24 protein-coding genes and 1 tRNA gene are annotated in these 21,008 nt (G+C 47.9%); 10 read left to right on the top strand and 15 right to left on the bottom strand.

Annotated features, from left to right (window positions below; genetic code table 11):
* Positions 1-159: 159 nt before the first annotated feature.
* The gene (locus Undi14_RS11635; RefSeq protein ID WP_200180356.1) at positions 160-408 is read right to left on the bottom strand and encodes a hypothetical protein; all 249 of its coding nucleotides are present in this window, start codon (positions 406-408) and stop codon (positions 160-162) included.
* Between Undi14_RS11635 and Undi14_RS11630 the strand changes: the two genes are divergently transcribed.
* The 4 genes from Undi14_RS11630 (at position 407) to dnaG (ending at position 4,524) form a co-directional block, all read left to right on the top strand.
* Positions 407-1,603 (top strand): NAD(P)/FAD-dependent oxidoreductase, encoded by a 1,197-nt coding sequence (locus Undi14_RS11630; RefSeq protein WP_200180354.1) that lies wholly within the window; start codon positions 407-409, stop codon positions 1,601-1,603. The two genes, Undi14_RS11635 and Undi14_RS11630, sit on opposite strands and share 2 nt — an antisense overlap.
* Before the next feature lie 287 nt (positions 1,604-1,890).
* On the top strand, positions 1,891-2,103 hold the full coding sequence (gene rpsU / locus Undi14_RS11625) for a 30S ribosomal protein S21 (RefSeq protein ID WP_005877634.1): 213 nt from the start codon (positions 1,891-1,893) through the stop codon (positions 2,101-2,103).
* 127 nt (positions 2,104-2,230) lie between these two features.
* The gene (locus tag Undi14_RS11620; protein WP_200180352.1) at positions 2,231-2,677 is read left to right on the top strand and encodes a GatB/YqeY domain-containing protein; all 447 of its coding nucleotides are present in this window, start codon (positions 2,231-2,233) and stop codon (positions 2,675-2,677) included.
* A gap of 50 nt (positions 2,678-2,727) precedes the next feature.
* Positions 2,728-4,524: a DNA primase gene (dnaG, locus tag Undi14_RS11615; RefSeq protein ID WP_186885013.1), complete on the top strand. Its 1,797-nt coding sequence runs from the start codon at positions 2,728-2,730 to the stop codon at positions 4,522-4,524.
* 324 nt (positions 4,525-4,848) lie between these two features.
* Here dnaG and Undi14_RS11610 read toward each other — a convergent pair whose 3' ends face one another.
* On the bottom strand, positions 4,849-5,373 hold the full coding sequence (locus Undi14_RS11610) for a hypothetical protein (RefSeq protein ID WP_200180350.1): 525 nt from the start codon (positions 5,371-5,373) through the stop codon (positions 4,849-4,851).
* Positions 5,374-5,536: 163 nt separating this feature from the next.
* On the opposite strand from Undi14_RS11610, the gene rpoD reads away from it, so the two are divergent.
* From rpoD to Undi14_RS11595, 3 genes are all read left to right on the top strand, one after another.
* The gene (rpoD, locus tag Undi14_RS11605) at positions 5,537-7,756 is read left to right on the top strand and encodes an RNA polymerase sigma factor RpoD (RefSeq protein WP_370527196.1); all 2,220 of its coding nucleotides are present in this window, start codon (positions 5,537-5,539) and stop codon (positions 7,754-7,756) included.
* A gap of 169 nt (positions 7,757-7,925) precedes the next feature.
* Positions 7,926-8,003: transfer RNA gene (locus tag Undi14_RS11600), tRNA-Ile, on the top strand.
* A gap of 6 nt (positions 8,004-8,009) precedes the next feature.
* A complete protein-coding gene (locus Undi14_RS11595) occupies positions 8,010-9,458 on the top strand; it encodes a DEAD/DEAH box helicase (RefSeq protein ID WP_200180348.1) in 1,449 nt (482 codons plus the stop codon).
* Positions 9,459-9,525: 67 nt separating this feature from the next.
* Here the strand turns inward: Undi14_RS11595 and Undi14_RS11590 are convergent, their stop codons facing one another.
* The 5 genes from Undi14_RS11590 to Undi14_RS11570 form a co-directional block, all read right to left on the bottom strand.
* A complete protein-coding gene (locus Undi14_RS11590) occupies positions 9,526-10,497 on the bottom strand; it encodes an ornithine cyclodeaminase family protein (RefSeq protein ID WP_200180347.1) in 972 nt (323 codons plus the stop codon).
* Positions 10,498-10,618: 121 nt separating this feature from the next.
* A complete protein-coding gene (locus Undi14_RS11585) occupies positions 10,619-10,810 on the bottom strand; it encodes a helix-turn-helix transcriptional regulator (protein ID WP_186885017.1) in 192 nt (63 codons plus the stop codon).
* Entirely contained in the window at positions 10,807-11,199 is a 393-nt protein-coding gene (locus Undi14_RS11580; protein ID WP_200180346.1) for a hypothetical protein, read from the bottom strand. The genes Undi14_RS11585 and Undi14_RS11580 overlap by 4 nt, the downstream gene beginning before the upstream one ends.
* Positions 11,200-11,481: 282 nt before the next feature.
* Positions 11,482-11,901, bottom strand: a complete 420-nt coding sequence (locus Undi14_RS11575) for an organic hydroperoxide resistance protein (RefSeq protein WP_186897854.1) — start codon at positions 11,899-11,901, stop codon at positions 11,482-11,484.
* Between the two features lie 140 nt (positions 11,902-12,041).
* Entirely contained in the window at positions 12,042-12,494 is a 453-nt protein-coding gene (locus Undi14_RS11570; RefSeq protein ID WP_200180345.1) for a MarR family winged helix-turn-helix transcriptional regulator, read from the bottom strand.
* Between the two features lie 159 nt (positions 12,495-12,653).
* On the opposite strand from Undi14_RS11570, the gene pyrF reads away from it, so the two are divergent.
* Positions 12,654-13,475, top strand: a complete 822-nt coding sequence (gene pyrF / locus Undi14_RS11565; RefSeq protein ID WP_200180344.1) for an orotidine-5'-phosphate decarboxylase — start codon at positions 12,654-12,656, stop codon at positions 13,473-13,475.
* A 36-nt stretch (positions 13,476-13,511) separates the two neighbouring features.
* Here pyrF and Undi14_RS11560 read toward each other — a convergent pair whose 3' ends face one another.
* The 8 genes from Undi14_RS11560 to Undi14_RS11525 all read right to left on the bottom strand — a co-directional run bounded on the left by Undi14_RS11560 (position 13,512) and on the right by Undi14_RS11525 (position 19,498).
* Entirely contained in the window at positions 13,512-13,781 is a 270-nt protein-coding gene (locus Undi14_RS11560) for a hypothetical protein (RefSeq protein WP_190479765.1), read from the bottom strand.
* A gap of 167 nt (positions 13,782-13,948) precedes the next feature.
* The gene (locus tag Undi14_RS11555) at positions 13,949-14,701 is read right to left on the bottom strand and encodes a LytTR family DNA-binding domain-containing protein (protein WP_200180342.1); all 753 of its coding nucleotides are present in this window, start codon (positions 14,699-14,701) and stop codon (positions 13,949-13,951) included.
* The gene (locus tag Undi14_RS11550; RefSeq protein WP_200180341.1) at positions 14,698-15,771 is read right to left on the bottom strand and encodes a sensor histidine kinase; all 1,074 of its coding nucleotides are present in this window, start codon (positions 15,769-15,771) and stop codon (positions 14,698-14,700) included. The genes Undi14_RS11555 and Undi14_RS11550 overlap by 4 nt, the downstream gene beginning before the upstream one ends.
* 15 nt (positions 15,772-15,786) lie before the next feature.
* A complete protein-coding gene (locus Undi14_RS11545; protein WP_200180340.1) occupies positions 15,787-16,482 on the bottom strand; it encodes a LiaI-LiaF-like domain-containing protein in 696 nt (231 codons plus the stop codon).
* A gap of 33 nt (positions 16,483-16,515) precedes the next feature.
* On the bottom strand, positions 16,516-16,869 hold the full coding sequence (locus tag Undi14_RS11540; protein WP_190479773.1) for a hypothetical protein: 354 nt from the start codon (positions 16,867-16,869) through the stop codon (positions 16,516-16,518).
* A 283-nt stretch (positions 16,870-17,152) separates the two neighbouring features.
* Positions 17,153-17,524 (bottom strand): hypothetical protein, encoded by a 372-nt coding sequence (locus Undi14_RS11535; RefSeq protein ID WP_186885026.1) that lies wholly within the window; start codon positions 17,522-17,524, stop codon positions 17,153-17,155.
* Positions 17,525-17,700: 176 nt separating this feature from the next.
* A complete protein-coding gene (locus Undi14_RS11530) occupies positions 17,701-18,630 on the bottom strand; it encodes an MnmC family methyltransferase (RefSeq protein WP_200180339.1) in 930 nt (309 codons plus the stop codon).
* Positions 18,631-18,652: 22 nt separating this feature from the next.
* The gene (locus Undi14_RS11525) at positions 18,653-19,498 is read right to left on the bottom strand and encodes a hypothetical protein (RefSeq protein WP_200180338.1); all 846 of its coding nucleotides are present in this window, start codon (positions 19,496-19,498) and stop codon (positions 18,653-18,655) included.
* Positions 19,499-19,811: 313 nt separating this feature from the next.
* Between Undi14_RS11525 and Undi14_RS11520 the strand changes: the two genes are divergently transcribed.
* Together Undi14_RS11520 and Undi14_RS11515 are read left to right on the top strand one after the other, a co-directional pair.
* A complete protein-coding gene (locus Undi14_RS11520) occupies positions 19,812-20,057 on the top strand; it encodes a hypothetical protein (RefSeq protein WP_200180478.1) in 246 nt (81 codons plus the stop codon).
* 16 nt (positions 20,058-20,073) lie between these two features.
* Positions 20,074-20,919: a PA4780 family RIO1-like protein kinase gene (locus tag Undi14_RS11515; RefSeq protein ID WP_200180336.1), complete on the top strand. Its 846-nt coding sequence runs from the start codon at positions 20,074-20,076 to the stop codon at positions 20,917-20,919.
* Positions 20,920-21,008 lie beyond the last annotated feature (89 nt).

Raw genomic sequence — 21,008 nt, 5'->3', positions numbered from 1 at the left:
AGTGTGCGTAGCGAAGATGGTGTTCTTTGTTTGATCGTCGCTGCGCAAACGTTTGCTTGCGGCTGCAATTAGTTATCTCTTTTGATGTAAATCAAGTCAAGTGTTAACTCTTTTATGACAAAAATAAGTTTAGATATAAGCGAAATCGTGTGGTGAATTTCAAACAGTCGGGTACTCCGCGATCAGCAACCTCAGTTTTCTGTATTTGCAGAATCCGATGGCGCGATTTTTACGATGAGGCGATTTTGCACTGTAAAGCAGCATCGCTGGTTGAACCGCACAATCAAGCAGCTGACGTGTTGGCGTCGTCGTGTGGTAGCGCCATTCTGACTCGTATTGCTGATTGTTATTGTCCGTAGCTGAAGTGGATTCCGCTACAATCACGCCTGAATTTTTTGAGGCTGCCATGAATAAACAATTTGATGTTGCTGTAATCGGTGCCGGCGCGGCAGGAATGATGTGTGCGGCGGTGGCCGGGCAGCGTGGCAAACGTGTTGTGCTGATCGACCATGCCAGCCGTCTGGCGGAAAAAATCCGCATTTCTGGCGGCGGCCGTTGTAATTTTACGAATCTGCATGCCAGCCCCGTCAATTTTTTGTCAGAAAATCCGCATTTCTGTAAAAGTGCTTTGTCGCGCTACACCCCGCAAGATTTTTTGTCTCTGATGAAGCGCTACAACATCGCCTGGCACGAAAAACACAAAGGCCAGTTATTTTGTGATGACAGTGCCGAAGACATCATTCGCATGCTGAAGGCGGAATGTGATCTGGGTAAAGTGCAGTGGCGCATGTCTTGTGCCGTCACTGATGTGCAAACGGCCGATGCAGGCTTTTTCGTTCAGACGTCGCAAGGCGACATCATGGCGGCGCAGGTTGTCGTTGCAACGGGCGGGCTGTCGATTCCTAAGATCGGTGCCACCGATTTCTCACACAAGATTGCACGTCAGTTTGGTTTGAAAATCATAGAGACCAGACCCGCTTTGGTGCCGCTGACGTTTGATGCGGCTGCGTGGGAACCGTTTGTGCCGCTGTCTGGCATTTCTCTTGAGGTCGATATTGAGACCGGTGATAAGAAGAACAGGGCGCTGTTCCGTGAAGATTTGCTGTTCACGCACCGGGGCTTGTCGGGGCCAGGCGTATTGCAGATTTCAAGTTACTGGCAACCGGGTACGCCTATCCGGATTAATCTGTTGCCGGAAATCGATCTGGCAGAAGATTTGATCGCGGCTAAAACAACGACAAAAAAGAATCTGGCGAATTATTTATCACAATATTTACCGGTACGCCTGATTGATGGCCTGCTGACTGCCCATGCATTCGATGGCAATCTAAAAATCGCGGATATGCAGGATAAGCGTTTGCGTTTGCTGGCCGAAAAAATCAATCGCTGGGAGCTGATTCCTAATGGTTCTGAAGGTTATCGCAAGGCTGAAGTGACGCGTGGCGGAGTTGATACGCGAGAGTTGTCGCAGCAGAGCATGATGGCAAACAAAGTGCCCGGGCTGTATTTTATCGGTGAGGCGGTGGATGTCACAGGCTGGCTGGGCGGTTATAACTTTCAATGGGCATGGGCTTCGGGCAGCGCTGCCGGAATGGCAGTGTGATCCGGTTCGCCCAATCTTAAGTAGCGAGAGCAGAGGCCGTCTGGGAGAGGCTAAATATACTGGGGGGAGTATATTTTAAACCCCAGATTTAACGCGGACATTTATTCGTTTTTGCCGGATACTCCCCATTTTTCTTAAAAAATATGGCTTGAGGTGTTGACTTCTTGTTGTTTTTTGCTAGGGCGAGGCAAGTTTTTTGCGTAAGATTTAATCATCGTCCTTCCCATATCTGCAAAAGCCTGCTAATATCTCGTTCTTCTATAAATCTTTCATTGGTTTGAACTTACATGACCACAATTCGCCTTAAAGAAAACGAGCCGTTCGAAGTCGCCATGCGCCGCTTCAAGCGCACTATCGAAAAGACCGGTCTGTTGACCGAATTGCGCGCTCGCGAGTTCTACGAGAAGCCAACTGCAGAGCGTAAGCGTAAGCTGGCAGCAGCAGTTAAGCGTCACTACAAACGTATTCGTAGTCAGCAATTGCCTAAGAAAATGTATTAATTCCGATTTTGTGTCTGGCTTAGTCAGATACTTTCGGTATTGCATTGCTTAGGTATTGCATGCCCGCTCCGGTCAGCCGCAGCGGGCTTTATTATTTTTATCTGATTCAGTTATTCAGGGGTAAGTCATGAGCTTAAAAGAGCAAATCACCGATGATATGAAAGCCGCGATGCGTGCCAAGGAAGCTGGCAAGCTCGGGACTATCCGTTTGTTGACGGCAGCAATGAAGCAAAAAGAAGTCGATGAACGTGTTGAATTGGATGATGGCATGATCCTCGCCATTATTGAGAAGATGATCAAGCAGCGTAAAGATTCGATTCAGCAATTCGAAGCGGGTGGCCGCCAGGATCTGGCCGATATCGAAAAAGCGGAATTGGCTGTGCTCTCTACCTATATGCCAGCAGCTTTGTCTGATGAAGAAGTTCAGGCGGCGGTTGCCGCTGCTGTTGCCGAGACTGGCGCTGCAGGTCCGCAAGATATGCGTAAAGTAATTGATGTGTTAAAAGTGAAGCTTGCCGGCCGCGCTGATATGGGAAAAGTATCCGGTTTGGTGAAAGCAGCTTTGAGCCGTTAATTTTGTATTTTATTTGTCATTTGCAGCGGTTGAAAAACCGGTAAGCAGACTTGATTCCACAAAGCTTTATTCAGGATTTACTCGCCCGCGTTGACATTGTTGACGTGGTGGGTAAATACGTCCAGCTGAAAAAAGGTGGCGCAAACTATATGGGTTTGTGTCCCTTTCATAATGAAAAATCCCCCAGTTTTACCGTAAGCCCGACCAAGCAGTTTTATCACTGCTTTGGTTGCGGTGCGCATGGCAGCTCCATCGGGTTTTTGATGGAATATTCAGGTTTAAGCTTTGTCGACGCCATCCGTGATCTGGCGCAAAGCAATGGCATGGTTGTCCCTGAAGAAGATCGCATGCTGCCTGCGCAACGGGCGGAGGTGCAGGCTAAAAGTCTGGCCTTGTCAGAAGTCATGACCAAAGCCGGGGAGTATTACAAGCAACAGTTGCGCTCGGCACCGCCAGCGATTGCGTATCTGAAAAAGCGTGGTCTGACCGGGGAGATTGCCGCTCGTTTCGGTTTGGGTTTTGCGCCGGATGCATGGGATGGTTTGCGCTCTGTCTTTGCGGACTATCAGGCGCCCGAGCTGGTTGAGGCTGGGCTGGTCATCGATAAAAGCGACGAGGAAGGTGGTGGACGCAAGCGCTATGACCGTTTCCGCGATCGCGTGATGTTCCCGATTCGCAACACGAAGGGGCAGATCATCGGTTTTGGCGGGCGCATTATGGAGCAGGGCGAGCCTAAATATCTGAACTCCCCTGAAACGCCACTATTCCAGAAGGGCTACGAACTCTACGGTTTATTTGAAGCGCGCCAGGCGATTCGGGATGCTGGTTATGTACTGGTCACCGAAGGCTACATGGATGTCGTAGCGCTGGCGCAAATGGGTTTTCCGCAAGCCGTTGCGACGCTGGGAACGGCTTGTACGCCAACTCACGTACAAAAATTGTTGCGGCAGACAGATCATGTTGTATTCAGCTTCGATGGTGATACTGCCGGCCGCCGCGCTGCCCGGCGTGCGCTCGATGCCTGCTTACCTCATGCGAATGACGATAAATTTATTAAGTTTCTGTTTTTGCCTGCCGAGCATGATCCTGATAGCTTTATCCGTGAATTCGGCGCGGACGCGTTTGAGCAGCAGGTACATGAGGCTATGCCGTTGTCCCAGTTTTTCATGCGGGAGATGATCGCTGATCATGATCTCAATTCGGCAGAGGGGCGCGCAAAAACGCAGTTTGACGCTAAGCCCTTGCTGCAAACGATGCAGCCTTCTGGGTTGCGTTTGCAAATGGTGCGCAATCTGGCGCAGGTGACGCAGACGACTCCCGCCGAGATCGAGGCTTTGTTTGAGCTTTCCCAGCCAGTTGCCCGTCAGAAGCTTGCTCCGCCACGGTCGAAACGCAGTGCGCCGGTTGGCCTTGAGCGCCAGATTATGCGGATACTCGTGGCTTATCCAGCCTTAGCGCTAATGCTCGACGACGTTGCTCTTGCTGAGGCGGCATTGTTGGCGCCGGATGGCGCAGAGATGTTGATGCAGTTAGTCGGTATTGCGAAAGAGATGGGCGAGGGGGCGCAATTTGCAGCGCTGGCTGAGCGATTGCGCGTCGTTAGTTCCGATTTCGATGGTTTGATCGCGGAAGTGGCAGGCCAGACCGATGCTGATGCTGAATTAGTCAGGCTGGAGTTGCTTGGTGCTATTCGACAGATTCGCTCTCAGGCGCTCAAATATGAGGCAGAAAGATTAGTAGCATCCGGTTTGCGTACTGAAGTAGAAAAGGCGCGCTGGCGTGAAATTATGCAGTTGCAGGAAGATTTGCGCAAAGAGGCGGCCGCGGAAGCAGGGAGTCGCCAATAGCTCGCGGCGGTTCTTTTTCCGTAAGAAATTGGTCAGTTTTTCATTTGAATTTATTTCGACTATGCCTGTGATAATAAATGGTTTGCCTATTTTTTTATCAATTTAGTTGTCATTGCTCTGGCTTTGGGCTAGAGAATGTGACGCTCGCGTGGTATAATTAAAGGCTTACGATTCAAGGTCTTAGGTTGTTTCATTTTGCGTAAAATCATTTGATTGTCGCAAAATGTGTTGTTTAGGTGAGCGTAATGCTCCTCCGAGTAACCCAAAACACTGGCGCTGAGACTCGGGAAGTCTGAAGCAAAAATGGTTTGCTCCGCATACAGGTCATCTGGTTTGATGCAGGAGTGTGTCTTTTTTGCAAAATATGTTCGCAGGCGACTTCCTCAGTTCCGGATGGTTTGATTCAATGGCTAGCGCAATGAAGAAACCCTCGAAAACCCTGATGCCTACAACGGTTAAAAAAACTACGGCAAAGGCATCTAAAAATGCAGGTGTCGGCACCGCAGCAAAAACGGTGAGTAAGGCAGTTGTAGCCAAAACAAAAACTACCAGCCCGAAAGCGCCGTCCAAAGCCATTAGTAAGCCTGTCGCTGCCAAAGCACCGAAAGTAGTCGCGCCAGTTAAGGCTGTCGCAAAAGCAAAGGCTGCAGCAACTGTTAGTGTGGCGGGTAAAAAAACGGGGGCAAAAGATATCAAAGCGCCTAAAGTAAGTAAAGCGGCAGCGTCCGCGCCGGCAGTCAAAAAGACAGTATCAAAGTCGGTTGCTGCAAAAACAGATATAAAGAAATCAGTTAGCGTCCCATCTAAAAAAACGACTGTGAAAACGACTGTAAAGCAGGTTGCAGTCAAGGCGCCACCGAAAGCAAAAAAAATTGATGAGAAGCTGGCGGAAGGTGCAGTTCATCAGGCTGAAGGTAAGCAAAAGCGAGTGACAACGGAGTCGTCCCGAGCTAAATCAGTACCATCCGCAACATCGAAAGCTTCCGTGACAACTAACAAAACCGATTCAAAGATAGTGACCAAACCTACCAAGAAATCAGCGAAAGCTGCTGCACCTGAAGTTCAGGAAATCAAGACCGGATCTGCGCCTACCGTCAGTCAGACGACAGACGCTGCCGTACTTGCTGCTATCGATACGTCCGGCTATGTTTTGCCCGGAGTAAAGGTGCCTGGACGCCGTGGCCGCAAACCAAAAGAATACCAGCCGGAAAACGAAGAAATTGCAGCATTGAATGCGGTTGAACGCGCGGAAATGAAGGCAATCGATAAGGCGAAGGCAAAAGATCGCAAAGCAAAAGAGAAAGCGTTATTGAAGGATGCGTTTTCCTCTGATCCAGAGGCGACAGAGGAAGAGCTCGAACGTCGTCGCCAGAAACTGAAAACACTGATTAAGCTTGGTAAAGATCGCGGCTATCTGACCTTTGCCGAGATTAACGATCACCTGCCGGAAAATGTTGTTGATCCCGAAGCGATCGAAGGCATCATCAGTACCTTTAATGATATGGGCGTTGCGGTTTATGAGCGCGCCCCTGATGCTGAAACATTGTTGTTGTCCGATAACGTCGTTACTGTCACGACGGATGATGATGAAGTGGAAGCGGCAGCCGAGGCTGCATTGTCAACTGTTGATTCTGATTTCGGACGCACTACCGATCCGGTTCGCATGTATATGCGTGAAATGGGCTCGGTTGAATTGTTGACTCGCGAAGGCGAGATCGTTATTGCGAAGAAGATTGAAGAAGGCCTGAAGGATATGATTCAGGCGATTTCAGCATGTCCTACGACAATCGCAGAAATTCTGGCAGCGGCCGACAGAATTGCCGCAGACGAAATAAAAATCGATGAAATCGTCGATGGTCTGGTCGATCCAAACGCGACCGAAGACGCGCCTCCTGCTCCAGCTGTCGTTGCTGCCGCAGAAGAATCTGATGAAGATGAGGACGAGGAAGAAGATGAAGAGGAAGAAGATGAGGATGGCGGTGCAGCTGCTGCTGCCGCAATTTCTTCTGAACAGTTAGAGCAAATGAAGCGTGAGGCGCTCGCTAAATTTGAAATCATTGCTTCTAATTTTGAAAAAATGCGCAAGTCTTATGAGAAAGAAGGCTATAACTCTAAGACTTACGTCAAAGCTCAGGAAGCTATTTCGAATGAGCTGCTTGGCATTCGTTTTACTGCCAAAGTAGTTGAAAAGCTTTGCGATACTTTGCGTGGACAGGTTGACGAAGTTCGTCATATTGAAAAACAAATTCTGGATGTGGCAGTGAACCGCTGTGGTATGCCACGTTCGCATTTCATTAAAGTTTTCCCCGGCAATGAAACCAATCTGAGCTGGGTTGAGGGCGAAGTGAATGCCGGACACTCCTATAGCGCGATCCTTGGACGCAATGTCCCTGCGGTTCAGCAATTGCAACAGAAATTGATTGATTTGCAGGCGCGCGTGGTATTGCCATTGCCTGATCTGCGTGGCATCAATAAAAAGATGTCGGCTGGTGAGATGAAGGCGCGTAAAGCAAAGCGTGAAATGACTGAAGCAAACTTGCGTCTGGTCATTTCTATCGCGAAGAAATACACCAATCGTGGCTTGCAATTCCTGGACTTGATTCAGGAAGGCAATATCGGTCTGATGAAGGCTGTTGATAAGTTTGAATATCGCCGTGGTTACAAGTTTTCCACTTATGCGACATGGTGGATACGTCAGGCAATTACCCGCTCGATTGCCGATCAGGCGCGTACGATCCGTATTCCGGTACACATGATAGAGACGATTAATAAAATGAATCGTATCTCGCGTCAGATTTTGCAGGAGACAGGCGCGGAGCCAGATCCGGCAACGTTGGCGATTAAGATGGAAATGCCGGAAGATAAAATCCGCAAGATCATGAAAATCGCGAAAGAGCCGATTTCGATGGAAACACCGATCGGTGACGATGATGACTCTCATCTTGGTGATTTCATTGAGGATAATCACACGCTGGCACCGGCAGATGCAGCTCTGCACGCATCCATGCGCAATGTCGTTAAAGATGTGTTGGATTCTCTGACGCCACGTGAGGCGAAAGTATTGCGTATGCGTTTTGGTGTTGAAATGTCGACTGACCATACTTTAGAAGAGGTTGGTAAACAGTTTGACGTGACACGTGAACGGATTCGTCAGATAGAAGCAAAAGCATTGCGTAAGTTACGTCACCCATCACGTTCAGATAAGCTGAAGAGCTTCCTTGAAGGTAATTAATGTTATATAATTGGCGCTGATTTTTTTCAGCGCCCGTTAATATATTGAGCTGAGTTTTCAGCGCAATGTTTTGCAGGCGGCAGCATCGGGCTTTTCCTGCAAATCCTGAAGTGATTTCCAAACCTGGATTAACCTCAGATTACAGCAGGCAGTGCTTGCAGAAAGAATTGGGCCTCTAGCTCATGTTGGTTAGAGCAGCGGACTCATAATCCGTTGGTACCGTGTTCGACTCACGGGAGGCCCACCATTTACCATGACTGATATTAAGTCCATCCCCAATTCCCCTTCCGACCAGACTGAACACAAAGTGAAGTTTGAAGATTTCGGCTTATCTCCTGATATTCTGCGTGCTTTGACTGAGCAGGGTTACGTCCACCCTACGCCAATACAAGCGGAAGCAATTCCTGTTGTATTGCAAGGCAGGGATGTGATGGGTGCCGCACAAACGGGCACCGGTAAAACTGCAGGATTTTCTTTACCGATTATTCAGCGCTTACTTGCTCATGCGAGCACCAGTGCCTCTCCTGCGCGCCACCCGGTTCGTGCTTTAATCCTGACACCAACGCGTGAACTCGCGGATCAGGTTGCTGAGAACGTCAAGGCATACTCTCGCTTCACACCGTTACGTTCCACAGTTGTCTTTGGTGGCATGGATATGGCGCCACAAGTTGCCATGTTGCGTTCCGGCGTGGAAATCGTGATTGCAACACCGGGGCGTTTGCTCGATCACGTTCAGCAAAAGACGATTAATTTATCGCAGACACAGATTCTGGTGATGGATGAAGCTGATCGTATGCTTGATATGGGGTTTTTGCCGGATCTGCAACGCATCATTAATCTGTTGCCTAAGCAGCGACAAAATCTGATGTTTTCGGCGACTTTTTCTCCTGAAATAAAAAAGCTAGCAGCCAGTTTTTTGAATGATCCGCAAACGATAGAAGTTGCCCGCAGCAATGCGACAGCCGATAACGTGACGCAGATTTTGTACAAGGTTGCGGAAGATGAAAAGCGTGATGCGGTCTCCTTCATTATCCGTGAGCGTGGTTTGAAACAAGTGATTGTTTTCAGTAACACGAAAATTGGTGCATCACGTCTCGCCGTCCATCTGGTTAAGCAAGGTGTGAAAGCGTCTGCGATTCATGGTGATAAATCGCAAAATGAACGTATGGTCGCGCTGGAAGATTTTAAACGCGGTGAAGTGGAAGTGCTTGTGGCGACGGATGTGGCTGCACGTGGTCTGGACATATCCGAAATGCCTTGCGTGATCAATTACGATCTTCCGTATAACGCCGAAGACTATGTTCACCGTATTGGACGTACCGGGCGTGCTGGTGCTAAAGGTGACGCAATTTCTTTGTACACGGATCAGGACGAGCGCTTGCTCGTTGATATTGAGAAGCTGATCAAACAGAAAATTGTCAGATTGACTCTCGCTGGTTTTGTCCCTGTTACCCATCAAGTGGAGCGCAGTCGTCCGGCGCGCGATAAATCTGAACGTACTACCGAGCGTGCTGAGCGTAGCGAAAAACCTGCGCGAGGTTATCAGCCGCCAAGAGAAAAAGTGGACCCGTGGTTCTTGAAGCCTTATGAGCCAGCTGTATCCCCTTCCCTGAAAACCGGTAGCTCTGCTAAAACCAGTGAAAATACCGACGTGAAGCCACAAAAACGTGCAGCTTTACTTGGCGGCATCCCTAAAGTCTGAACGCTCCTCAATGGCAACTGAGGTCACGTATAGCGGATCTCAGTTGACGATTTCATTGTTGAAAAACTCAGGCAGACGCTTTTTCATTAACCTCCTGCTGGTGAGATTGCCAGACGAGGTTCGCGGCACACAAATCTTCCAGAGCTGTTCCTACTGACTTAAATACCGTCACTTCCTGTTCCGATCGACGGCCGGTATGTCTTCCCGAGCAGAGATCGGCAAGCTCTGCAACAATCGCTTCTTTCTTTAAGCTGCCACTTTGTAGCGCCTGCAGAATGTCGCCAGCCTCTGCTAATGCTCCGGTAAACGTGTCCACGAATACGACAGATTTCGCCATCAGTTCATCGTCAACTTCCCGCATATCGGGTTTGAAACCGCCAACCAGGTCAAGATGCGTACCTGCTTGTATCCATTCTCCTTTGATGACGGCTTGTCTGCTTGTTGTTGCACAGGTGATGATATCTGCAGACATGCAGGATCCGGCGAGATCGCTCGTTACTTCAATCTTGATCCCCTTTGGTAAATCTGCGAAAGACGTTAACGTCTGACGGCAACGTTCTGATTTTTCTGCAGAGCGGCCCCAGATCGTGATTTTATCGATCGGTCTGGTATGGCAATGTGCGAGCGCCATATGCGGTGCAAGACTACCGTTGCCGACGAGAAGTAAATGACTGCTGTTTTTTCTGGATAAAAAACCGGAAGCGAGCGCCGATGCTGCTGCAGTTCGTTTTTGTGTTATTTCCTCACCATCCATGAAGGTTAGCGGTGCGCCAGTGATCGAATCAAATAAAATGAATATCGCGTGCACCGTCGGAGTGTCTATATTTTGTGGCGCAACCGTGACTAATTTCACGCCAGTATGACCGGACGGATTCCATGCCGGCATCAAAAGTAAACTTGAGTTGGCCTGTTCCGATAGTTGATGTGCATGTCGTTTGGGGGTAATGATCTTTTGCTGAAAAGCTTCCCGTAACGCGTGTATTAGCTGCGGATATTGCAATGCCTGCCGTACTTTTTCTTTGCTTATAAATGGAATCATATAGATAGAATCACAAGAGACTTCTGGTAAGAATCAAATGCACATCATATCGAGTCGGCAAAAAAGAAGAGGTGAAAAATATGCATTCAGCCCATCTTCGTTTGCAGACAAATTTTCAGTTTTATTCCGCTTCAAAAATTTTTTCTATCGGCATTCCGAATAATTTTGCAATTGCAAAAGCGAGCGGCAAACTGGGATCGTATCTGCCTGTTTCTATGGCGTTAATCGTCTGCCTGGATACCTCAAGAAGATCGGCGAGTTGCGCCTGACTCCAATCTTTTTGAGATCGTAATTCCCTGAGCGAATTTTTCATGCTGATTTCTCTTTCCAGCAGCGCACTGCATCGCTTATTCCCCAGCCCGCCATCAGCAAGCCCCAGACAATAAACATGCTTAATTTAGGAAAACCTGCTGCTTCCATGAAGCCATAAGATAATGCGAAGACAGCAGTCATCGCTGCGGAAATACCGACATTTTCTAATTGGCGACGTCTGATGTATTCATCCATACGGCGGAATTGTCTGATGATCGCCCAGATCATCATGATGGCTGGAATGAGCGGCGCCAGAATAATCAGGGTACGGAGCGGCTGTGGTGTCATCTGATCAGCAAGGAAATTACTGAGAAATATGACGATAAAGTATATAAAAAAAGCACTCAGTAACTCTTTGAAATACATGTGATTCGCTTGTTTTTCACGCATTATATTCTCCATGTAAAGTTTGTTTGATATGTGTGGGCAGAAAAATAGCCATTGCAAATGCAGGCTGTTTTACCTTACTTCTTGAATAATCTGAAATTGATGTATTGAAAAGTAAAGTATACTTTACATACTAGCGTTAAAATAAATAATGTCAAGCCAACTTTACATTGATGAGAAAAATAATACCCGCACCAATTTCTCAAGGAAAAACCGGTGCGGGTAACTTGTATTTGGTCTGATTCTGCCGCGCCAGGGTGATTTTCCCTGGCAAGAGCGATGTTATTACAATATGGTCAGTGTGACTTCGATGTTGCCGCGGGTTGCGTTCGAATAAGGGCAAACTTCATGCGCTTTATTGACCAGATCTTCAGCTAACTGACGATCCATTCCCGGTAACGAGATATTCAGTGCAACCTGAATACCAAAGCCACCTTTGCCATTTGGGCCGATACCAACGTCCGCTTTGATTGAAAGATCTGCTGGCAATGCAGTCTTACTCGCCGCAGCGACGAACTTCAGTGCACCGATAAAACATGCAGAATAACCCGCAGCGAATAATTGTTCCGGATTCGTACCTGCGCCGCCCGCGCCGCCTAATTCTTTTGGCGTCGTCAGTTTAACATCCAGTTGATTATCACTGGAAACAGAGCGGCCATCGCGGCCACCGGTAGAGGTTGCACTTGCTGTGTAAAGAACTTGCATAAGATTTCCCATTTAAATTGACTGCATGAAGAATATTTTCGCTACGACCCAATGAGTCGATGGAAGAATGATATTACACGATTTAATTGCGTGCAATGTAAATGGCGATTGTTTTTTTCTATGTACTCGATAAAGGAATTTTATTTTTCTGTGAGATTTGCTCTCAACTCTGAGAGTTGGCTGCGCAGATGCGTCAGTGTTTTTTGGTCTTGTCCGCTGGCACAGAGGATTTTGAGTGGAATTTTTTTTGCTGCCTTTTTCAACTCTTTCCCACTGTTCGTGAGAATAATTCTGACCTGCCGTTCGTCAGCGTCGTCCCGCTGGCGTTCCAGTAGGCCAGCTGCTTCCATGCGTTTCAATAGAGGCGTCAATGTGCCAGAGTCAAGAAACAGGGCGCTTCCTATATCTTTAACGAGAATATGATCCTGTTCCCAAAGTACCAGCATGACCAGATACTGCGGATACGTCAGGCCGAGTTCTTCTAATAGTGGTTTATAACTTTTGGTGAGTGCCAGCGACGCAGAGTACAAGGCAAAGCAAAACTGGTTATCAAGTGCCAGTAAGTCCGGTTCTTTTTTTACAGATTCGTTCATATGACACTCAAAAAATAGAAACTAAACAGAAATAATAATGGTTGCCTGACATGATAATCAAATTCGGTGTCACTTGTCTTTGATCTTCGGGTCTATCAGGCTTGAGTCTGCACGGTATAATGCTGGATTAACGAAAATCCGTATACGCAGAGGTAAGTTGTGACTTTTATCGAAAAACTAAATGCCGCCTGGGCTGAAAATCAATCTCTGCTTTGCGTTGGACTCGATCCTGATATCAGTCGTTTTCCGGCCGAGTTAGCCGGCAAACCTGATGTCATTTTTACTTTTTGCAAAGCGATGATCGATGCCACTGCCGATCTTGCCTGCTCATTCAAACCGCAGATTGCTTATTTTGCTGCATTACGTGCAGAAGATCAGTTGGAAGCCCTTTGCCGCTATATCAAAACGACTTATCCCGCTATTCCCGTCATATTGGATGCAAAGCGGGGTGACATCGGTGCAACAGCAGAGCAATACGCACGCGAAGCATTTGAACGATATGCCGCCGATGCGGTGACCGTCAATCCTTATATGGGATTCGACTCTGTCGCACCGTATATGGAATGGAAAGATAAAGGCGCGATAGTTTTATGCCGCACATCAAACGCTGGCGGATCTGATTTGCAATTCCTGGCCGTCGGTGGCGTGCCTCTGTATCAGCATGTTGCCAAACTGGTTGTCGAAAAGTGGAATACCAATGGACAATGTGCACTGGTCGTTGGCGCGACCTTTCCTGATGAGTTGGCGCAGGTACGCAATATTGTCGGCGATATGCCATTGCTGGTGCCTGGCATTGGTGCGCAAGGCGGCGATATTGCTGCGACTGTCGCTGCAGGCAAAACAGCGAACGGAACAGGGATGATGATTAATTCGTCGCGCGCAATTCTGTACGCAAAAACTTCCGGTAATGAAACCTTTGCAGAAGCTGCCAGACGCGTCGCGATTGAAACTCGTGACGCGATTAATCAGCATCGAGCTTAACTGAAACAGTATTCATTTTTACCGTTAGTCATGACACTAAAGAATTTGCTTTACGGAGCCGCGTCGTGTTTTTCTGACTGCAAAAATAATAATTACGCTGAATATTTTCAATAAAAGAAAAATACAAAAAAGACTGATTGCCAACGGGAGCACAGTGAATATCAGTGCGATGGCAATGCAAGCGATGAAAATGCTGTGCAGTGGCAAACTGGCAATCAGGTAAGCCGTTTTTTTGATCAGGTAAATAAATTCATGCAGGCTTTGGCGGAAAAATGCTGTCACTTCATCCAGATTTATTGAGTTCATCTTCTTTCCTCGGGTGTTTGTCTGAAGTAGAAAGATAGACTTAATTTCTTTGCTTTGCACACGAGCTGCGATGAACGGAATTATCTTGGGTTCCAATCAACAAAAAACGAGAATGACTGGTCGTTGTCGCCGACTGATTCAGGGACAGGGAACGTGGTTCAAGTCAATCAATTCAATCTCGTTTTCAGGCGCTCATAGCCCGTGCGGCTGACTGGAATTTTTATACCACTGCGTAGCACGGCCACCTGAGTATCTTTACTCTGGCGTTCTATTCCAGTTAATGCCTTAATCTGCAAAAGATAAGAGCGATGGACTCTGACAAAACCGGCTGACGAAAGCTGTTCCTCGATGTCCGACAGACTCTGCGTTTTCATCACTGTTCTGCCTTGTGCGTGAACCAGAATGTAGTCATCCTGCGCCTCGATAAAATCAATTTCCTCGAATGGCAGCACATGTACTTTCTCTCTGTCGCGTATCGTCAGGCGCTGCGATTGTTGCACACTTGATGTAATCAGTTGTTGCATACCGATTGGCGGTGAAGCAACTATCTTATCTTCCTGTACGAGCTTTTTCGCCTTCTGCAGTGCCTCGTCAAAACGCTGTTGGGAAAAAGGCTTTAAAAGATAATCTATTGCGTGTAAGTCAAAGGCCTTCACCGCATATTGGTCATACGCGGTCGTAAAGATAATGCCGGATTTTCTGCCGGTGGCATCCAATACTTCCAGCCCGGTTAATTCCGGCATTTGTATATCTAAAAAAATCAGATCGGGTTGATGTGCAAATATCGCGTCAACTGCTTCAGTGCCAGTCTCACACTCACTGATAACGATGATGTCCGGATGAGAGCGCAGATACTCACGGATCAGGCGGCGCGCAAGTTCTTCATCATCAGCAATTAATACTCTGAGGGAATGATTCATATCGTGTCAGCTTGTCGTTTTAACTCTATTGGTAACGATATTTCTACAAAGAAGAGATTTTCCGTGCGTGACCAGTGTACCCGGGCACGATCACCATAAATCGTATTAAAACGCTCGCGTAAATTTGTTAATCCCAGGCCGATACCGCTATCCGAGATGACTTTATCTGAAACGGGATTTTCTACCCGGATATGTAGCCATCCGTCTTGGCCACAGATACTGGCGCTAATCAAGCCGCCTTTGGGTAATTGCCGTACGCCATGTTTGATCGCATTTTCAAATAAGGGTTGCAAACTCATAGGCGGTATTAATGCAAGATCAGTATGATCAACTTGTATATTGACTTGTAATTTCTGGCCGTAACGGATTTTTTCTACCGCCAGAAAATGCCCGCAGAGATCAAGTTCTTCTCTGACAGTGATTGTTGTATGTTCAGACAAGGCCAGCGTTTTTCTGAAAAAATCTGCCAGCGAAATTGCCATGTTTCTGGCGCCAGCAGGATCAATGCTTGTCAGTGCACTGATGGAGTTGAGGCTGTTGAATAAAAAGTGAGGATCAATTTGTGTACGTAAAAGCTGTAATTCTGCATCACGGGCAAACAGGCGGGAAGCAGCCTCACGACGTTCCGCTGCTCGTAAATTATCAAAGCTAATAAGCACATCGTAAGCCAGCAGAGCAAGCAAATACAGTGCAAATCCGGTGGCGAAAATAATCGCTGCGAGCTGGTTTGATATAACGAGTACCACTTCCTGACCGGTCACGGAAATGATAGCCATATTCCAGATTTCGCATATTCCTAACAGCAGGATGCCTGAAACCATCGCACTGCTGCCGAACATCAGAAACGTCAGGAAAACAGAACGTCTGGATAAGGGAAGTGTCCGGCAAATGTAATACGATGACGTCGCCACAAAACCGAAAATCAGTGACACTGGCAGAGCAAAAGTCAGGGCGTAACTCCATTGGCACAATCCAGCGGAAACCAGGAGCCTGGAAAATAAAGCGCCTGCTAACAGCCAGATTGCGACATACCAGAGAAACCGGCGGAAATCGGACAGAATCGGAGGCATGCGAGTTCTCGAACGTCAGTTCTTCACTTCGACGCCGCCCATGATCGCATATCCTTGCAGGTATAATTTTTTATCGCGTACCATCGGCGGTACTGTCTTATCTTCGAACCCACCCAGAATGGGGACTCCCTGAGAAATGACTGTCCAGTCGTGAGGAATTTTTAATTCTATTCCTCCCCACATTGCAAAGACATTTAAGGTCGCTTCGTTTTGCAAACCGGCATTACGCAGATCAAGTTCGATACCACCCATCACCGCTGTCAGCTCGCCACCGCGGAAGTCCGGCGTTGAATTCTGCATTTTTGCGCCGCTCATAATTGCGGAGATATTGCTTTCCGCTTGCTGATTGCCGCTTCCTGTAGCCGGATTGGAATAAGATGTACTGCTATTCATCTTATCCTTGAAAATAATCATCAGACCTGCAGCGATAATAAAAACTGGCCACCAGTCACGCATTCTGAAGTAAACGATCCCCAGATGTTGCAGCGTCAGCAGCGCGCCTAAGGCAACGAAACCTGCGCCGATAAGACGACCAGAGGTATTCTGACTGCGGGAAATTTTGAGCATTCCGACCAGAATAAATACCATGGGCCAGAATTGGAAAAACTGACGTGTACTGAAAATGTCTAAATTATCTACTAGTGCTAATGCACCGAAAATTAATAACAGAACGCCAAAGAATACCTGGGTTTGCGGTTGTCGCTTACTCATGATGTGAACTCCACAGATGAACGGATAATAAAATTACTGACGTGTTGAAAGCAGACCGGCGACGATACTTTTGATACCAACGGCAATCAAAACAACTGGCCAGCTGGTGGAGAATGTCCAGCCCCACAGATTTTCTACAGATGCGTATATCCAGAAAGCCAGAATCACGGTGCAGCAACCATTCGCAATATTCTGGGGCTGGCGTGAGCTAAGTATTTCAATCAGACCAAAACATCCCATCAGTGCTGGCATGATGTACCAATAATCAGCCAGATCAGAAACACGCATTTTTTCTGCAAGAAACAGAACGCCTATCGTGACCAGTACGGTACCAAGCAAAAAGTTTTTTCTGTGTCGCGTTTGAGGCTCTTCATGTTGTCGGCTCATCTCAGCTCCTTGATCAATATTTCTTTAGACAGAGTAAAGATAAACCGTATAACGATGCTTGTCGCATATTTATCGGTGAATAGCGCTGCTTTGTCGGTGAATGACGATCTTCAGATTTTATATCGTCAATAGCAGGCAGAATAGAGAGGGCGCAGTATCTATCGTTGATGCTTAGTGTAATACCAGAGTCATTGCCGTTCGCTGGTTGCCATGAGCAGAGCAGCGCCAGAAAGAGAAGGCAAAGTAACGCAGATGGAGCTGGAATATTGAAAAGTGTAGCGACTTAACTGAGCAGTTGGTTGAAGTCGTCGGCTTTTCTGACAACGCGTCGGGATGCGGTGCCGAATATATTGTGGGTTTCCTCGACAACGTATTCGTTCGATCCCCGGGTACAGTACATTAAGCCGCGAAAATTGGTTCCTAAGTAGGCGAAGGGAGCAAGCTTGGTTTTTACCGGAGAATCGTCGCCCAGCAGTGCCCGCAGTTTGCGCTCGACATCGTACAGGCTTCTCTCATTGAGCGATACTTTGGCGCCTTTGGGCGTCGGAAAACTGGTCACAAAGGACGGGTTTTGCCCCATGGGATTGGTGAAGGTGATTTTAATTCCTAATTTCAGAAATTTGGAAATCGCGGAAAAATCATTTTCATCATACATAGCAACTCTCCCTGAACCGATGTTCTGTACTTGTTCTTCTCAGAAGTGATATTTAAAGCTTGCCAGAAATCCCCTGTTTTTACAATCTGCACAGAATAAAAAAGCAGCAACCTATGATGTATCGCAGAAGTTATTTCTCTGTCTATATCGTCGGTGCAAGCGACATGTTCATGCGGTCACGCCTGCACAGATAATTTCCATTCTGCATAGCTTTGCGGCACATTCGGATCGGTGACCAGGATCCCGCGCAGACTTTGTTTGATGGCCTCGATCATGTCCTCACTGCCAGGCGCTGATGCCGTTATCTGGTGCCAGCGAAGGGGAATCTTTGCCAGCCCCAGACTTTCATGCGCGCCGTTCAGCTTTTCAGCGTTGGCAATCAGCTGATTCTGTCCGGTCTGTTGTTTGCTGGCGAATACAATCAGGTTGTAGCTGTCGTAGGATTTCAGCCAGCGTAACTGATGAGCAAACTGGGTGTACAGCATTTCCACCATTGGAGATAGCGTGCTTGGCTTTCCCCATACATTGGCAATGAGTACACCGCGCGCATGTAAATTCCGGTAACAGTGTGCGTAAAATGCAGCGTTATTCAATGCTGGTACCAGGCCTTCGGTGTCGTAGGCGTCCAGAAAAATCACATCGGCCTGTTCGGTTTGCTGCGGTAACCATTCAGCCGCATCCGCATGAATCACCGTCAGGCGCTCGTCATCGGGCGGCACAAAAAATTGTTCCCGCATCGCGATCACGTCGGCGTTGATTTCGATAGCAGTAATGCGGCAATCCGGCAGATGGTGGTAACAGTATTTGACCAGTGAGCCGCCGCCAAGACCGATCAGAATAATATGTTTCGGTGCCGGATTGAACAGCAGAAACCCCATCATGATTCGGGAATAAGCACAGAGTAAGCGATGCGGTTCATCCAGCTTCATCGCGCTTTGCATACAGGTCGGTGTCAGATACATCATGCGCAGACCGTCATCATCGAGAATAAACGGTTTACCTTGATGCTGATCTGAAAGTGCTTGCAAACGCTTGCGATGGATCACTTCATCCGCCGGTGGCTTATTCAGAAAAAGGCGGGACAAGCTCTGACGAGGCTTCGACATGATTATCCTGAAATTCTCTGTATTAGTTCGTCGTTGTCGCTGCCGACAAGGCTGCATTCAACTGTGTAATCTTTTCTATGAGCGCTGCATTTTCGGCTTCGAGTGCTTTAATCCTTTGCTGAAGAATGACAGATTCGCTGACCTGATCCATGGCTCCGTTAGCGGTATCAGACGGATTTTCTGTCTCTTGAGATTCAGGAACCTTGTTCATTTTTGCCGGTGCTTTTTGCTCGCGTATTTTCTCGCGAACCTGTTTGGCGGCTTGCTGTAATTCTTTACGCCCCCCGGCAACTGCGGCAGCTTGCTCATTGCTTGGCAGTGTCGCGACGGCAGCCGCAGCGCTGATGGAAATAGTGCCATCGCGCACAGCCTGAACCAGTTCCGGCGCTGCTGCACGCTGAATTTTTTCTATCTGTAAAACAGCGTTGCTGCTGATACCTGCGACCCGCGCAATTTCCTGACGACTTTGCGTAGGTTTAACTACGGGAATAGCGACGTCTGTTTCTTCATTTCCCGATGTGTCGCTTTCATCTTGAGCTTTGATGCGCATAGAAATAATTTCTTTTTTTCGCAGCGCTAACATGCCGCGCTGAAAATCGGAAACGCTGCGTCGTGCCAGATGATTATCGATCATCCATAACTGCACATCTTCAATATCTTTAAAGTGATCGTTTTGTATGGTCTTAAAGGGAATGCTATGGCGCTGGCAGATCGCATAGCGGTTGTGCCCATCAATCAAGACTTCGCCCCAGAGTACCAGCGCATCACGGCAGCCTTCGGTAAGAATGCTGCGTTCCAGCGCCGCATATTCGTGTTCAGTCAGAGGGTCAATATAGGCGCGTAGCCCTTCGTGAATAATGATGCTCATAAAACCAGCCTTGCAGTGTTTCGGGAAAGGTCGCATTGTAGCCGAGAAAAAGCATTGATTTCCGCTTGTCGATCGCGAGTTCTGGCGAATGTTTGTGCAGCCTCACGTGTACAATGCGGTCTGAAACAGTTGCCACTTGGATGTGGCTCAGCATCCGGGCAGATGCGCGTTAATCCTGCGGTGATCCTGATCGTGTGCTGACTCGCTGATGCCGCTGATGTCTGGCGCTGTACATCAGTGCACTGGGTGACATTCAATAAATATAAATAATATACATCGCGCGATAAGCGCTTTTCCCAAGGGTACCCTGATGATGACCTATGAAGAATATCTGGATGAAGTCACCACGCTGATGACAGAAAAATTTGATCTCACTGATGACGCTGCGATTAAGCACGTGATGCGTGCGCAGGCGAATGATTTCTTTACGCTGCACGATGATCATCCTGAAATGCGGACGCAGGAACGCGCGGAGCAGGACGCTCAGACCATTTACGATCAGCGCAACAAATCACGTCCGCATACGCCGCCGCAACGTACCGGCAAACCGCGTAAGTGAACATGACTGCGATGGCATGAAAACACCAAAAAGACTACAGCCTCTGATCGAAGAGGGGCTGATCGATGAAGTACTGCGGCAGTTGATGAGTGGCAAAGAGGCCACTGTCTATGTTGTTCGTAGCGGCGAAGATGTTCGCTGTGCAAAAGTCTACAAAGAGGCGAGTCAGCGCAGTTTTAAACAGGCGGCCTCTTATCAGGAAGGACGTAAGGTAAAAAACAGCCGCCAGGCAAGGGCGATGGAAAAAGGTACGCGCTACGGACGTAAGATGCAGGAAGAAGTCTGGCAAAACGCCGAAGTCGATGCCCTTTATAAGTTAGCTGCAGCCGGTGTGAAAGTCCCAGCGCCTTATATTTGTTTTGAAGGCGTGTTGCTGATGGAACTGGTGACGGACGCTGATGGCAATGCAGCTCCAAGGCTGAATGATATTGCCTTGTCGGCTGAGTTGGCATTGCAATATCACGCACAATTATTACATCAGGTGGTGCTGATGCTGTGTGCAGGTGTTATTCATGGTGATTTATCAGAGTTCAATATTCTGGTCGATGGCGATGGCCCTGTCATCATCGATTTGCCGCAGGCGATTGATGCTGCCAGCAATACGGAAGCGGCAGTGATGCTGGAGCGTGACGTGGCGAATCTGGCATCGTATTTCGGGCAGTTTGCACCGCAGTTGAATGACACCCAATATGGCAAAGAAATCTGGAAGTTGTATGTTGCAGGTCAGCTGACACCCGAAACGCCGTTGACCGGGCATGTCACAGCCGATATGCGTCCGGTGAATGTGGGTGAAGTGATGCGTGAAATAGAGTCGGCCATCCTCGAAGAGCAGGAAAGATTAAGGCGCCTGGCTGAAATGTAAAAACAGGCGCTTAGTCTGATTGCAAAGATTCACAATGCTCCCGTACGCCTGACAACGGCGGAATAAATGGAATAAAAAAAATCCCGATA

Origin of the sequence: Undibacterium sp. 14-3-2 (assembly GCF_016595265.1) — a bacterium.
GTDB classification, from domain to species: domain Bacteria; phylum Pseudomonadota; class Gammaproteobacteria; order Burkholderiales; family Burkholderiaceae_D; genus Undibacterium; species Undibacterium aquatile.
Note: the sequence above shows the minus strand (reverse complement) of the source record. Positions and strands in the feature narration are given on the sequence as shown.

Coding starts and splice junctions, on each gene's coding strand:
- Undi14_RS11630 (WP_200180354.1), top strand. CDS start 407: ATGAATAAACAATTTGATGTTGCTGTAATCGGTGCCGGCGCGGCAGGA.
- Undi14_RS11635 (WP_200180356.1), bottom strand. CDS start 408: ATGGCAGCCTCAAAAAATTCAGGCGTGATTGTAGCGGAATCCACTTCA.
- rpsU (WP_005877634.1), top strand. CDS start 1,891: ATGACCACAATTCGCCTTAAAGAAAACGAGCCGTTCGAAGTCGCCATG.
- Undi14_RS11620 (WP_200180352.1), top strand. CDS start 2,231: ATGAGCTTAAAAGAGCAAATCACCGATGATATGAAAGCCGCGATGCGT.
- Undi14_RS11595 (WP_200180348.1), top strand. CDS start 8,010: ATGACTGATATTAAGTCCATCCCCAATTCCCCTTCCGACCAGACTGAA.
- Undi14_RS11590 (WP_200180347.1), bottom strand. CDS start 10,497: ATGATTCCATTTATAAGCAAAGAAAAAGTACGGCAGGCATTGCAATAT.
- Undi14_RS11585 (WP_186885017.1), bottom strand. CDS start 10,810: ATGAAAAATTCGCTCAGGGAATTACGATCTCAAAAAGATTGGAGTCAG.
- Undi14_RS11580 (WP_200180346.1), bottom strand. CDS start 11,199: ATGCGTGAAAAACAAGCGAATCACATGTATTTCAAAGAGTTACTGAGT.
- Undi14_RS11575 (WP_186897854.1), bottom strand. CDS start 11,901: ATGCAAGTTCTTTACACAGCAAGTGCAACCTCTACCGGTGGCCGCGAT.
- Undi14_RS11570 (WP_200180345.1), bottom strand. CDS start 12,494: ATGAACGAATCTGTAAAAAAAGAACCGGACTTACTGGCACTTGATAAC.
- Undi14_RS11560 (WP_190479765.1), bottom strand. CDS start 13,781: ATGAACTCAATAAATCTGGATGAAGTGACAGCATTTTTCCGCCAAAGC.
- Undi14_RS11555 (WP_200180342.1), bottom strand. CDS start 14,701: ATGAATCATTCCCTCAGAGTATTAATTGCTGATGATGAAGAACTTGCG.
- Undi14_RS11550 (WP_200180341.1), bottom strand. CDS start 15,771: ATGCCTCCGATTCTGTCCGATTTCCGCCGGTTTCTCTGGTATGTCGCA.
- Undi14_RS11545 (WP_200180340.1), bottom strand. CDS start 16,482: ATGAGTAAGCGACAACCGCAAACCCAGGTATTCTTTGGCGTTCTGTTA.
- Undi14_RS11540 (WP_190479773.1), bottom strand. CDS start 16,869: ATGAGCCGACAACATGAAGAGCCTCAAACGCGACACAGAAAAAACTTT.
- Undi14_RS11535 (WP_186885026.1), bottom strand. CDS start 17,524: ATGTATGATGAAAATGATTTTTCCGCGATTTCCAAATTTCTGAAATTA.
- Undi14_RS11530 (WP_200180339.1), bottom strand. CDS start 18,630: ATGTCGAAGCCTCGTCAGAGCTTGTCCCGCCTTTTTCTGAATAAGCCA.
- Undi14_RS11525 (WP_200180338.1), bottom strand. CDS start 19,498: ATGAGCATCATTATTCACGAAGGGCTACGCGCCTATATTGACCCTCTG.
- Undi14_RS11520 (WP_200180478.1), top strand. CDS start 19,812: ATGACCTATGAAGAATATCTGGATGAAGTCACCACGCTGATGACAGAA.
- Undi14_RS11515 (WP_200180336.1), top strand. CDS start 20,074: ATGAAAACACCAAAAAGACTACAGCCTCTGATCGAAGAGGGGCTGATC.